The sequence below is a fragment of the Pedobacter sp. AK013 genome, from assembly GCF_014205835.1.
In the GTDB taxonomy this organism is placed as follows: Bacteria; Bacteroidota; Bacteroidia; order Sphingobacteriales; family Sphingobacteriaceae; genus Pedobacter.
This window is the reverse complement of the sequence record NZ_JACHCQ010000013.1, coordinates 33,237-46,485: the sequence shown is the minus strand read 5'-3', so window position 1 is coordinate 46,485 and position 13,249 is coordinate 33,237. Positions and strand designations below refer to the sequence as shown.

The following is a 13,249-nucleotide window of genomic DNA, read 5'->3' as shown; positions in this document are numbered from 1 at the left end:
TGCCTCAGAACATTTTAATAAATTAGGTTGAGCATATACAAATACCTATATCTGTGTGTATCCTTTTTATCTGTGGTTAACATTATGCTCATAGAATTACTTGTAACAAATTTACAGCAAGCTGTTTTTGGCGCTTATTCTCTATTATATTTGATTACCTAACTAAACTATTATGATAAAAATCTACTTTAAAAGGCTTTGTGTTGCTTTTTTAATGGTAAATAGCTGTGCAGTGCTGGCGCAGGATGTACCAACGCCAAAATCGCATTTTGGTTTCGACATTGGCGACGATTACCAATTGGCCAATTATACCCAGACAGAAGCTTATTTTAAGAAACTCGCGGCAAGTTCTGACCGCATTAAACTGGTTGATATTGGCAAAACCGAAGAAGGCAGAAGTCAATACATGTTAATCGTTTCTTCGCCAGAAAACCTCAAGAAATTAGATCGTTACAAGGAAATTTCGCAACAGCTGGCACACGCAGAAATTACAGCGGAGCAGGCAAAAGCATTGGCCCAGGAAGGTAAAGCAGTAGTTTGGATTGATGGTGGCCTGCATGCCAACGAGGTGGTGGGTGCACATCAGCTGATCGAAACCGCTTATGAGTTTGCCTCCAGAAAAGACCCTGAAACCCTGCGCATTTTGGATAACGTAATCATTTTGTTTACCCATGCCAACCCTGATGGGCAAGAACTGGTGGGCAATTGGTACATGAGGGAGAAAGACCCAAAGAAAAGAACAACCTCAGGTTTGCCTGTTTTGTATGAAAAATATGCAGGTCATGATAACAATCGCGATTTCTTTATGTTAAACCTTAAAGAAACGCAGAATATCGGCCGTCAGCTTTTTGTAGAATGGATTCCGCAGATTATGTATAACCATCATCAGGCTGGCCCGGCAGGAACCGTTGTTGCCGGGCCTCCCTACCGCGATCCTTTCAATTATGTTTTTGACCCAACATTATTAACCAGTTTAGATGCCGTTGGTGCGGCCATGCACAACCGCATGAATGTAGAAAACAAACCTGGTTATACTCAACGTGGAGGATCGGTTTACTCTACCTGGTACAATGGCGGTTTAAGAACCACTACTTATTTTCATAATATGATTGGGCTCCTGACCGAAATTATCGGGAACCCTACACCTTCCGAAATTCCGTTAGTTCCTTCGAGATTATTGCCTAACGGCGATTCACCAAACCCGATTACCCCGAGGAAGTGGTATTTTAAAAACTCGATCGACTATTCGGTATCGTTAAACTATGCCGTTTTAAACTATGCACAACGTTATCGCGACGAATTGTTGTACAACATTTACCAGATGGGCAGAAATTCGATAGAACGTGGTAAAAAAGATACCTGGTCTTTTTCTCCTAAAAAAATAGAAGCCATTAATAACGCTGCTAAAGGTGAAAAAGGTGCACCAATTGCCGGAGGAGATGCAGATTTTGGGCCAAGGAGGCAGATCAGTATGAAAGCTTTTGATACGGTGATGAAGGCTCCGGCGAACAGAGATCCCCGCGGATACATTTTAAGTGCCGATCAGCCGGATTTTAACTCTGCTGTTAAATTTTTAAACGCTTTGATCAGAACGGGTATTGTGGTTCAAAAAGCAACAGCTTCATTTGCCGTTGCAGGGAAAAATTATCCTGCCGGAAGTTATGTCGTAAAAACCGATCAGGCTTTCCGTCCGCATGTTTTGGATATGTTCGAGCCTCAGGATCACCCAAATGATTTTAAATATGAAGGAGGTGCGCCAATTCCGCCCTACGACGCTGCCGGATGGACGTTAGCCTATTTAATGGATGTGAAATTCGATCGGATTCTAGATGATTTTTCTGGTCCGTTTGAGAAAAATCCGTACGGTGCTTTATTGAAGTTTGAGCATAAATTGCCTTCAGGATCGGCTTATGTGCTAAGTGCGGCACAAAATGATTCCTATACCGCAGTAAATGACTTATTGAAAAACAAGGTTGAGGTTTACCGGTCGACTGAAAATGGTGATTTTTATGTTTCGTCAGCGGGGAAAGCGATACTGGAAAAAGCGAACATCAAACTCAAAAGTGCATCCGCTCCAAAGAATAAAATTAAAGTCTCCGCTGGCAGAATTGCGCTTTGGGATACCTATGGAGGCTCTATGGCGTCAGGGTGGGTGCGCTTTTTAATGGAGCAATACCACTATAATGCAACAGTAATTTATCCGCAGGATATCGATGCCGGGAACTTAAAATCTAAATACGATGTAATTGTTTTTGTGGGTGGTGCCATACCATCGGTACAGGGCGGAGGATTTGGAAACAGATCTTTCGGACCAAAAGCAGAAGAAATCCCTCAAGAATTTAGAAATCGTTTGGGCAGGATTACCGCTGATAAATCGATCCCTGAGTTAAAGAAATTCTTAGAAGCTGGAGGTAATATTGTAACTATTGGCAGCAGTACCAATTTAGCCTATCATTTAAATCTCCCTGTTCGCAATGCAATGGTTGAAATCGTAAATGGAGAGGAAAAGAGATTGCCAGCTGAAAAATATTATGTCCCGGGAAGTGTTTTAAATGTTGGCGTAGATACAACTTTGCCAAGTAATTGGGGCATGGAAAAGGAGGCTGATGTATACTTTGATAACAGCCCTGTTTTTAAGCTCACAGGCGACGCTATTGCAGCAGGAAAGATTAAACTCTTAATGTGGTTCGAAAATGCCACACCGCTGCGCAGCGGCTGGGCCTGGGGGCAGGCTTACCTGCAAGATGGTATAACGGCCTTCGAAGCGAAGGTTGGTAAAGGAAAACTGCTTGCTTTCGGACCAGAAATTGCTTTCAGGGCACAAACGCATGGCACTTTTAAGCTGATATTTAATCAGTTGTACAAATCATCCGATCTATAATTACTCGAATTTGTCACGTTGAGCTTGTCGAAACGCTCAAAAGCGCACTAGTTTTATCCTTCGACAGGCTCAGGATGACAATTTTATAATAATATCAAAGCCACTATCCTTAACGATAGCGGCTTTTTACTTTGGCCTTACTTTAGCCAACTGTAATCACCTTAATTTTGTATTATGAAAGTAGAAATCTGGTCGGACGTAATGTGTCCGTTTTGCTATATCGGGAAAAGACATTTTGAGCAGGCGATAGAGAAATTGCCGTTCAAAAACGAAATTGAAGTGGATTGGAAGAGCTATCAGCTCAATCCTGAATATCACAATACCAATAACGAAAGCGTTTACGATTACCTTTCGCGAAGCAAGGGAATGCCCATTGAGCAAGCTAAACAAATGACAAAACAGGTGGTTGATATGGCTGCGAATGCAGGTTTAAGTATCGATTTTGACACGAATATCCCTGCCAATACCTTTAATGCACACCGTTTGATCCATTTGGCGGCAAAACATAATCTTCAGGATTTAGCCGAAGAAAAACTGTTTGAAGCGCATTTCGTAAACAGTAAAAATATCGGTGAAACAAGCGTTTTGATAGATCTTGCCGTAGAAATTGGTTTAGATAAGGACGAGGCTGAATCGGTTTTGAATGGAAATGAGTTTGCTGAAGCTGTTCGTTATGATATTTATGAAAGCCAGAATTTAGGAATCCGGGGTGTACCTTATTTTGTAATGGACCGCAAGTACGGTGTTTCTGGCGCTCAGCCTGTTCAGGCATTTACCGATGCGCTTACCCAAAGTTTTACGGAATGGAAAGAGACTCAGCCAAAAACTACGCTGACTTCATTAAATAAAAATGATGATGCAGTTTGTGATGAGAATGGTTGTGAGATATAGATTTATTTTCCGCAGATTACGGTGATCAACGCAGATTTTTTCTGCGAAAATCATTTGATCTGCGGGGATTTTTATCCGATTCGTCATGCTGAATTTATTTCAGCATCGATTACGTTAATGATGAATTAGATCCTGAAACAAGTTCAGGAATACGATCGTTTTAGGTCCTTCGACTCCGCTCAGGATGACAATCGCAGGGATTAGATGACCAGATTTACCCCCGAACTTAATTACCGATTTTGATTCTTCAATGGCGTTAACAGATATTCTAATCCATTTACCCGTATTTCAAACATCGTAGCCATTAAATCGCCTAATTTACCCTTGGGGAAGCCTTTATCCTTATACCAAAGCAAATAACTTTCAGGGATATTGCAGATCAGATAACCTTTATATTTTCCGTAAGGCATTTGCATTTTCACTAAATCGAGCAATAAGGTTGGATCTAACATTTAGTTTTAGGGTTGGGTTTTTAGTCGATGAGCTCTAAAGTTTCGATTGCTTCTTCAACAGTACTTATGTTATCGAAAGCAATCCTTAAGGTGTTTTTTACCTCTTTTAAATTACACATACGTGGATGGTTCTGTGCAAAAGTTAAAATCTTGGTAAAGGTATTCGAATCGAAATAAGCAGATTGTTTATCACTTAAGAAATATCCTCTTAAGCTGTTTTTCTTGAAGCTAATTTTCTCAAAGCCCAATTTTTTGCCCAGCCACTGCAAGCGTACCACACTTAACATCGTTTTTACTTGCGGCGGAACCGGGCCGAAACGGTCGGCCAAATGTTTTTCAAAAACGGCAAGTTCAGCCTCGTTATTAAGTTTGGAAAGCTCTGTGTATAAGTTATAACGCTCGGTAATGTTGGTGATGTAAGCATCCGGAATGTACAATTCCAGATCGGTATCTACTTGTGTAAAGCCCACAAACGGACGGGCAGGTTCATTTTCGAACAAGCCTTTAAATTCTGCTTCTTTTAATTCCTGAATAGCTTCATCCAATATCTTGTGATACATCTCAAACCCGATCTCCGCAATAAAACCACTCTGTTCGGCACCGAGTAAATTTCCACTTCCACGGATATCTAAATCCCGCATGGCCACATTAAATCCGCTTCCCAGGTCAGAAAATTCTTCAATGGCGCTTAAACGCTTCCGGGCTTCAGAAGTTAAAGTAGATAATGGGGGTGAAAGTAAATAACAGAAAGCTTTTTTGTTGCTCCTGCCTACCCGGCCACGCATCTGGTGCAGATCGCTTAAACCAAACATGTGTGCATGGTTAATAATGATGGTATTGGCATTGGGGATATCTAAACCCGCTTCTATAATAGTTGTGGCAACCAGAACATCTTTTTCTCCATTAATAAAATCGAGCATTACATCTTCCAGTTGATCGCCATCTAACTGCCCATGGGCAATCCCAATCCTGGCTTTTGGAACCAGTTTCTGGATCAGTCCACCCAATTGCATCAGGTCGTTTACCCGGTTATGGATAAAGAAAACCTGTCCGCCACGGTCTAATTCGAACTGAACGGCCTCCTGAATCAGTTTATCATTAAAAACATGTAATTCGGTGCTAACCGGTTGCCGGTTTGGCGGAGGGGTACTGATGATGGATAAATCTCTTGCGCCCATTAAAGAAAAATGCAGCGTCCTCGGAATAGGAGTTGCCGTAAGCGTTAAAGTATCAACATTTACCCTAACGGCTTTTAACCGTTCTTTTGCGGTAACGCCAAATTTCTGCTCTTCATCAATAATCATGATGCCGAGATCCTTAAACTTTACATCCTTGCTCAGCAAACGGTGTGTGCCGATTAATATATCAACCTTACCGGCAGCGGCCTCGGCAAGGGTATCTTTAATCTGTTTACTGGTTTTAAAACGGTTAATATAATCAACCGTAACCGGGAAATCTTTTAAACGAGACGAAAAAGTTTTGAAATGCTGTAAAGCCAAAATGGTTGTAGGCACCAGGATCGCCGCCTGTTTGCCTTCTGCTACCGCTTTAAATGCAGCACGCACGGCGATCTCTGTTTTTCCGAAGCCAACATCACCACAGACTAAACGGTCCATTGGATGCGGTGATTCCATATCCTTTTTCACATCCTGGGTAGCCTTTAACTGATCGGGGGTATCTTCGTAAATAAAAGAAGCCTCCAGTTCAGTTTGTAAATAGCTGTCTGGTGAAAATGCCGTTCCAGCCTGGGTTTTGCGCAGAGCATAAAGCTTGATCAGGTCCCGGGCGATATCTTTAACTTTTTTTTTAGTAGTTTTTTTTAGCTTATCCCAGGCATCGGTGCCCAGCTTATTCATCTTGGGTACTCCGCTTTCTTTGCCACTGTATTTCGCAATGCGGTTTAAGGAGTTGATGTTTACATAAAGCAGGTCGTTATCTGCATAGATTAAACGGATCATTTCCTGTGTTTTGCCATTTACCTCAACCTTTTCAAGCCCGGCATATTTGCCGATGCCATGATCAATGTGGGTAACGTAATCGCCGGATTTTAGTTCCCGAAGATCTTTCAGGGTAATGGCCTGGCTTTTCTGATAACCTTTTTTAAGCTTGTATTTATAATATCGATCGAAAATCTGATGATCGGTATAAAATGCCGTCTGGATCTGCGGATCTATAAAACCCTCGCGCAGCATGCTATTAATTGGCGTAAACTTGGCCGTTTTATCAATATCCTCTAAAATGGCATATAAACGCTCGATCTGTTTTGGCGAATCGGTAAAAATAAAATTAACAATGCCTCCTTTTTCATTTTCCTTAAGGTTGTGAATGAGTAGGTTGAAATCTTTATTGAACGATGGCTGTGGTTTGGTTTCAAACTCAAAACGGTTATCCGTTTTATAAAAAAACTGCTTTCCGAATTCTATCAAAGGAAAATCCTGAAGATGATCGCCCAGTAACTTTTCGTCAGTAAAGGCAAATTTCGGATCAATCCATTCGGGGTTTTGAGTTTTATCTGTTATGGATAAAGCTTTCCAAAGTTCAACGGCTTTTTTAAAGCCCGCTTTGATAATATCGAGGGTAAACTCTACATCCTTAAACCAGAGCTGTGTATCCTGATCGATATAATCAAGGATACTGATATTGCTTTCCGTTAAAAATTTCGCCTGAACATTTGGGACAATGGTAAGCGACTTAACATCGGCAACGGAAAGCTGACTTTCAATTTCAAAACTCCTGATACTTTCTACTTCATCACCAAAAAACTCGATACGGTAAGGAAGATCGGACGAGAAAGAAAATATATCTACAATACCGCCACGGATAGAAAATTGGCCGGGTTCGTAAACAAAATCTCTTCTGTCGAAATCGTAATCAATTAAAAATTCGTTGATAAAATCGATACCCAACTTGGCGCCTAAACTAATTTCTAATGTGTTTTTTTCTAAGGCAGATCGGTCAATCACCTTTTCGGCGATGGCTTCGGGATAAGAAACCACAATCTTTCCGTATTCCGAATCGTGGTTCAGTTCGTTCAAAACCTCTGCACGGGCCAAAACGTTTGCGGTATCTACCTGCGTAAAATCAAATGATTTACGGTAAGAGGAAGGAAACAATAAAACCTGTTTATCCAAAACGCTCTCCAGGTCAGACTGAAAATAAGCAGCTTCCTCCCTATCCGGTAGAACGAACATTATGGGTTTATGTAATATAAAATAAGAAGACAGGGCAACAATAGCATCGGCCGAGCCCACCAATCCCTTTAATTGTATCTTTGGGTTTTTGCTGCTGTTCAACGCTTTGGTAAATTGGGTTACCCTATCGTCGGTTCTGTATCTGTTTATTAAATCGCGAATGTTCAAGGCACAAAAATAAGCTTATCTTTTAATATTAACCTGCAATTTGTGTAAAGGTTTTTTTAACTATTTTTGGCTGGGTTGCAGGTAAAAATCAAAAAAGGAAAAAAATAAGATCTTATTCTTAGATTCCATTACTCGTTTTGTCGAAATATATCCCCCATTCGTCGATTAGGGGGCAAATTGATGTAACAAAGGGTACGCTATAACCTCTAAACCATATAAAAAGTGAAACAATGAAATACATTAAAAGCTTTCCACTAGAACTTTTTTTCTGGGTAGCAGCTTTAGTATTACTGGCAACAGCGAATAGCCACGAGCATCACTTCACACTTTGTCCGCTGGCTAATTTGGGCTTTAAAGACTGGTGTCCGGGATGCGGTATAGGCAGGTCAATCAGTCATATTTTACATGGCGAGTTTACCGAAAGCTTTTCCGAACATTGGTTTGGGTTTCCGGCACTTTTGATTATAGTTTATAGAATTTACACATTGATAAAAAATAAAAATAAGTTTAAAATTTCAACAACAAATACATAGAAACCATGGATATATATCAATCACCTCTAATGTCGTTACCAGGCATAACGCCAGAAGAATTTTCATACTTACAACAGGCTACCACCGGATTAACCGAGCAACAGTTGCGTAACTTCTTAATGGTTTACAGCAGCAAAAGGAAAAATCCATCAGACATGCTCATTTTCTGTTTAATCGGTTTATTTGCTGTACCAGGATTGCAAAGGTTTATCATCGGGCAGATCGGGATGGGTATTTTATACCTCTTAACCGCAGGTTTATGTTTTATCGGATCGATCATTGATGTGGTAAACCACAAGACTCTTGCCTTTGAACATAACCAGAAAATGGTTTTCGAAAGCTTACAGATGGTAAGAATGGGCGGTTTTCAGTAAACCTTTCATTTTTAGAATCCTTAATAATTTTTTTGGAAAGCAAAGACAGCGCAATTATTAATCTTCGTCCCGCCATACACGACAAGTCCGTCCCGATTTTATATCGAGACGGGCTTTTTGTTTGACATTCCAACCTCGCAGGTTTTTAAAACCTGCGAGGTTTAACTATATTTATCAAATGAAATTAGCCGAAATAACGAACTATTTAGAAAGCATAGCGCCACTTAATTATCAGGAAGATTATGATAATTCTGGTTTAATTGTAGGTAATCCGAATATGGAAATCCACGGTGCTTTGGTGGCTTTAGATTGTGTAGAAAAGATTGTAGATGAAGCAATTTCAACGGGTTGCAACCTGATTATTACCCACCACCCCATTGTTTTTAAAGGCTTAAAAAAGCTAAACGGTAAAAATTATGTAGAGCGGGTAGTGCTTAAGGCAATTAAGAATAATATTGCACTTTATGCCATTCATACGAATCTTGATAGCATTCATACTGGTGTAAATGCAAGGATTTGCGAGCGCTTGGGTTTAACAGGAACCAAAGTACTTTCGCCAAAAACGGGTTTGCTAAAAAAACTGGTTACCTATTGCCCGCAGGCACAAGCTGAGCAATTGCGGTCGGCATTGTTTTATGCCGGAGCAGGAAACATTGGCAATTACAGCGAGTGCAGTTTTAATGCCGATGGGTTCGGCACCTTTAAAGGCAATGAAGATGCTGATCCTTTTGTAGGTGAAAGAGGTGTTCGCCACCGTGAGGCCGAGGTGCGGATTGAAATGGTGTACCCAACACAAGCCGAACGCAAAATTCTGGTTGCTTTGTTCGAGAACCATCCTTACGAAGAAGTGGCCTACGATATTTACAAACTCGAAAACAAACATCAATTGGTGGGTTCGGGTATGGTAGGTTGGCTGGAATACGATATGGATGCCTATGATTTTTTACATTTAGTAAAAGATAGGATGCAGGCCAAAGTGGTTAGGCACACCGAGGTAATTGGCAAAAGGATCAAAAAAGTAGCGGTTTGTGGCGGTTCAGGAAGCTTCCTGTTGAAAGAGGCCATTGCGGCTGGAGCAGATGCTTTTATTACCGCAGATTTTAAATATCACGAGTTTTTTGATGCAGAGGAAAAATTGATCATTGCCGACATCGGACACTTTGAAACTGAACAATTTACCTCAAATTTATTGCTTGAAATTATTCAGAAAAAATTTACTAACTTTGCAATCCGTTTAACGGAGCAAAATACAAACCCCATAAATTACTTGTTTTAATGGAACAAACCGTAGAACAAAAGCTAAAGGCTTTATACGAATTACAAAATATCCACACAAAAATTGATAAGATCCGCCAGGTACGTGGTGAATTACCAATGGAAGTTGCCGATCTTGAGGATGACGTTTTAGGATTAGAAACTAGAATTGCAAAGATCAAAGGCGAACTTGATGATCTTGAGGATGCAATCGTAACCCGTAAAAATACAATTAAAGATGCGCAAGCAGCCATCAAAAGATACGATACTCAATTAAAAGAAGTTAAAAACAACCGTGAATACGATGCTTTAACGAAAGAAATTGAGATTCAAGGTTTAGATATTCAGGTTTCTGAAAAGAAAATTAAAGAACACGGTTTCGAAATCACTTCTAAAACTGAAATCTACGAAGCTGCTAAAGCGGAGTTAGATGGCAGAAAGAAAGATTTAGAAGTTAAAAAAGGCGAGCTTGATGTAATTACTGCTGAAACTGAAAAAGAAGAGCAGGATTTACAAAAGAAAGCTGATAAAGCTGAGCCTCAAATCGAAGAGCGTTTATTGGTTGCCTACAAACGTTTACGCAAAAATGCTGTAAATGGTTTAGCTGTAGTAACAATCGACCGCGATTCTTGCTCGGGTTGCTTTAACCAGATTCCACCTCAACGTCAGTTAGATATCCGCCAACGTAAAAAAATTATCGTTTGCGAGCACTGCGGTCGTATTTTGGTTGATGAAGCTTTAACTCACGAAGTAGCAGAAGCTTAATCCGCATCATAAAATTATTAGAACGTCCCGATTTAATCGGGACGTTTTTTGTTTAGACCTATTTTCTGGTGTTTACACAAAACAAGAATATGATTTTAGCGTTTATTGTAGATATTTGTTTAATGTGAACTACTGTTGCTATAGCGCAGAATCAAACTGAAATATATTCCCGAATGACTAAAATATTCCCTGTTTTTGCGTTTTCTGCTCTTCTCCTGCTTCCGGCATCTTTATTTGCAAATTTCGATTTTAACAACAATTGCTTAAATGCCTATAAAAGTATATTCGAACTTAAATTAGGCAATGCAAGAGCTTATATCTCTACCGAAAAAAAACAGCACCCCAATAATTCCATTATTCCACTTTTAGAAAACTATGTAGATTATTTTACAGTCCTAACATCTGAGAGCAAAGCTGATTTTGACCGCCTGAAGGAAAATAAATCTACACGGTTAGATCAAATAAGTGACGATGATAAAAATTCCCCCTATTATCTATACGCACAGGCCGAAATAAATTTGCAATGGGCACTCATCCGTGGGCGGTTTGGTGAATATTTTAATGCTGCAATGGAGGTTAAAAAGGCCAATAGCCTTTTGCAGGAGAACAATAAGAAGTTTCCTAATTTTCATCTTAACTTAAAAGGCTTAGGGTTGATTAATGCGGTTTTGGGCAATCTTCCGGATGGGGCATTAAAAACGGCATTATCTACTTTTGGAATAAAAGGCAACCTTCAGAACGGATTAAATATGTTCGAAAAACTGGCCGATAATCTGCCAAAATCGTCCTACGAGCCTTTTTACGAAGAAGTGGTGTTTTATTATGCCTATGTATTAACCGATGTGGCGCATAGCCCGCAGGCCTATGCAAAAACCATAAAATATACCGAGCGGATTGCCGATACCAGTTTGTTAAAAAGTTATTTGCAGAGTTATGTATGCATTAAAAACGGGCATAGCGAAGAAGCCATCGCTATTTTGGCCAAGCGGCCTGAAGGAGGGGTTTACCAGCCTTTCCCTTATTTAGATTATCTGGAAGGTATTGCGCACCTGAATAAATTGGACCTTAATTCAGGAATCTATTTTAACCGCTTTTTGCAGGCAACCAAGGGCGTAAACTTTGTGAAGGACGCTTACCTTCATTTGGGCTGGATCTCTCTTCTGAAGGGAGATAAAGCGGCTTACACGGCATTTGCAGCCAAGGCTGTTAAAAACGGATACACTTACATGGAAAAAGATAAACAGGCGAAAGCCGAAGCTGCCTCAGGAACGCCAACAATTGACCTGTTAAAAGCCCGGTTACTGTTTGATGGTGGTTATTTAAGCAGGGCCTTACAGCTACTTGATGACAAGAAAGTAACGGATTACACTAACGATAAAGACAAAACAGAACTGAACTACCGGTTAGGTAGGATTTATGATGATTTAGGGAAAGACGATCAAGCATTAACAGCTTATCAGGAGACAATTAATGAAGGCAAAAATCTAAAATATTATTTTGCTGCCAATGCAGCGGTGCAGATGGGTAAGGTTTACGAAAGAAGGAAAAATAACGCGAAAGCGAAAGAGGCTTTCAATACGGCGATTGCCATGAAAAATCATGAATTTGAAAGCAGTATTGAAAGCCAGGCTAAGGCCGGATTAAAGCGGTTAGCAAATTAGAAACGGTGTATAAAAGCATTAATATGCATCCCTGCTCCTACTGAAGCAAAAACAGCGACATCACCAGGTTTAACCTTATAGTCTTTAACTTCGCCTTTTAATACCAGATCCAATAAGGTTGGCACAGTGGCTACCGAACTGTTCCCTAACCATGAAATCGTCATTGGGACTAAGTTTTCCGGGACTGTATCTTTACCATAAAGTTTAAACAAACGTTTCATGATAGCCGTATCCATTTTCCCGTTGGCCTGGTGGACGAATACAATATTTACATCTTCAACGCTTAAGCCTGCTTTATCAATGGCCTTTTTAATCACCTGAGGCACCTGAACTACCGCAAACTCGTACAGCTTACGACCATTCATTTTTAAATAAAGGTTTCCATTGGTTTCATCAGGATGGGAGCTCTTGCCCATGGTTAATAAACTGCCATGGTTTACAGCATGCGTTTCTGTTTTATGTGCTAGTATTCCTCTTTTTTCTTCTGATTCTTCTGCCTCGAAAATTACGGCACCTGCACCATCCGAAAAGATCATGCTATCACGGTCATGTGGATCGATAATGCGGCTTAAGGTTTCTGCACCAATAACCATAACACGTTTCGCATCACCGCTTTTAATATAGTAGTCTGCCTGTATTGCACCTTGAACCCATCCTGGGCAACCAAAAATGATATCATAGGCAACGCAGTCTGGATTTTCAATGCCCAATTGTTGTTTTACCTTTGAGGCTAAAGATGGCAAAATGTCAATGCGGTTGCTACCCGAAGGGATGTCACCAAAATTATGACAGAATATAATATAGTCTAGGGTTTCTTTATCAATGCCAGCATTTTCAATGGCTTTTTCTGCCGCCTTTGCGCCAATATGATTGCTTAGTTGATCGGGACATGCGTAACGTCTTTCTACGATCTCCGTAATCTCAGAGAATTTATCAATGATCTCTGAATTCTCTTTCTCCAATAGATTCCCATTCTCAAAAAACGTAGAATTTAAGAATTCATTACCAGAAATGATATTCTGTGGAATATAACTTCCAGTACCGGTTATTACCGTATTTATTGCTCTGCTCATAATTAT

10 protein-coding genes are annotated in these 13,249 nt (G+C 40.2%); 7 read left to right on the top strand and 3 right to left on the bottom strand.

Annotated elements, in window-relative coordinates; genetic code table 11:
- Window positions 1–172: 172 nt before the first annotated feature.
- Complete coding sequence (locus tag HDC90_RS10640; RefSeq protein WP_184466124.1) at window positions 173–2,881, top strand: M14 metallopeptidase family protein; 2,709 nt, start codon at window positions 173–175, stop codon at window positions 2,879–2,881.
- Between the two features lie 174 nt (window positions 2,882–3,055).
- On the top strand, window positions 3,056–3,772 hold the full coding sequence (locus tag HDC90_RS10635) for a DsbA family protein (protein WP_184466122.1): 717 nt from the start codon (window positions 3,056–3,058) through the stop codon (window positions 3,770–3,772).
- Window positions 3,773–4,002: 230 nt separating this feature from the next.
- Here the strand turns inward: HDC90_RS10635 and HDC90_RS10630 are convergent, their stop codons facing one another.
- Together HDC90_RS10630 and mfd are read right to left on the bottom strand one after the other, a co-directional pair.
- A complete protein-coding gene (locus HDC90_RS10630) occupies window positions 4,003–4,224 on the bottom strand; it encodes a DUF3820 family protein (protein WP_029274918.1) in 222 nt (73 codons plus the stop codon).
- Between the two features lie 20 nt (window positions 4,225–4,244).
- Entirely contained in the window at window positions 4,245–7,583 is a 3,339-nt protein-coding gene (gene mfd / locus HDC90_RS10625; RefSeq protein ID WP_184466120.1) for a transcription-repair coupling factor, read from the bottom strand.
- A gap of 230 nt (window positions 7,584–7,813) precedes the next feature.
- On the opposite strand from mfd, the gene HDC90_RS10620 reads away from it, so the two are divergent.
- The 5 genes from HDC90_RS10620 (at window position 7,814) to HDC90_RS10600 (ending at window position 12,170) form a co-directional block, all read left to right on the top strand.
- Complete coding sequence (locus HDC90_RS10620) at window positions 7,814–8,116, top strand: DUF2752 domain-containing protein (protein ID WP_057930985.1); 303 nt, start codon at window positions 7,814–7,816, stop codon at window positions 8,114–8,116.
- 5 nt (window positions 8,117–8,121) lie between these two features.
- On the top strand, window positions 8,122–8,490 hold the full coding sequence (locus tag HDC90_RS10615) for a TM2 domain-containing protein (protein WP_057930984.1): 369 nt from the start codon (window positions 8,122–8,124) through the stop codon (window positions 8,488–8,490).
- A gap of 178 nt (window positions 8,491–8,668) precedes the next feature.
- Window positions 8,669–9,766 carry a Nif3-like dinuclear metal center hexameric protein gene (locus HDC90_RS10610; protein ID WP_057930983.1) on the top strand — a complete coding sequence of 366 codons (1,098 nt, stop codon included), beginning with the start codon at window positions 8,669–8,671 and terminating at the stop codon, window positions 9,764–9,766.
- Window positions 9,766–10,509 carry a zinc ribbon domain-containing protein gene (locus HDC90_RS10605; RefSeq protein ID WP_184466118.1) on the top strand — a complete coding sequence of 248 codons (744 nt, stop codon included), beginning with the start codon at window positions 9,766–9,768 and terminating at the stop codon, window positions 10,507–10,509. Before HDC90_RS10610 ends, HDC90_RS10605 begins: the two co-directional genes overlap by 1 nt.
- Window positions 10,510–10,682: 173 nt before the next feature.
- Complete coding sequence (locus tag HDC90_RS10600) at window positions 10,683–12,170, top strand: tetratricopeptide repeat protein (protein ID WP_184466116.1); 1,488 nt, start codon at window positions 10,683–10,685, stop codon at window positions 12,168–12,170.
- On the opposite strand, the gene HDC90_RS10595 is transcribed toward HDC90_RS10600, so the two are convergent.
- On the bottom strand, window positions 12,167–13,243 hold the full coding sequence (locus HDC90_RS10595) for a 3-oxoacyl-ACP synthase III family protein (protein WP_184466114.1): 1,077 nt from the start codon (window positions 13,241–13,243) through the stop codon (window positions 12,167–12,169). The two genes, HDC90_RS10600 and HDC90_RS10595, sit on opposite strands and share 4 nt — an antisense overlap.
- Window positions 13,244–13,249 lie beyond the last annotated feature (6 nt).

Coding starts and splice junctions, on each gene's coding strand:
- HDC90_RS10620 (WP_057930985.1), top strand. CDS start 7,814: ATGAAATACATTAAAAGCTTTCCACTAGAACTTTTTTTCTGGGTAGCA.
- HDC90_RS10640 (WP_184466124.1), top strand. CDS start 173: ATGATAAAAATCTACTTTAAAAGGCTTTGTGTTGCTTTTTTAATGGTA.
- HDC90_RS10595 (WP_184466114.1), bottom strand. CDS start 13,243: ATGAGCAGAGCAATAAATACGGTAATAACCGGTACTGGAAGTTATATT.
- HDC90_RS10615 (WP_057930984.1), top strand. CDS start 8,122: ATGGATATATATCAATCACCTCTAATGTCGTTACCAGGCATAACGCCA.
- HDC90_RS10600 (WP_184466116.1), top strand. CDS start 10,683: ATGACTAAAATATTCCCTGTTTTTGCGTTTTCTGCTCTTCTCCTGCTT.
- HDC90_RS10610 (WP_057930983.1), top strand. CDS start 8,669: ATGAAATTAGCCGAAATAACGAACTATTTAGAAAGCATAGCGCCACTT.
- HDC90_RS10630 (WP_029274918.1), bottom strand. CDS start 4,224: ATGTTAGATCCAACCTTATTGCTCGATTTAGTGAAAATGCAAATGCCT.
- HDC90_RS10605 (WP_184466118.1), top strand. CDS start 9,766: ATGGAACAAACCGTAGAACAAAAGCTAAAGGCTTTATACGAATTACAA.
- HDC90_RS10635 (WP_184466122.1), top strand. CDS start 3,056: ATGAAAGTAGAAATCTGGTCGGACGTAATGTGTCCGTTTTGCTATATC.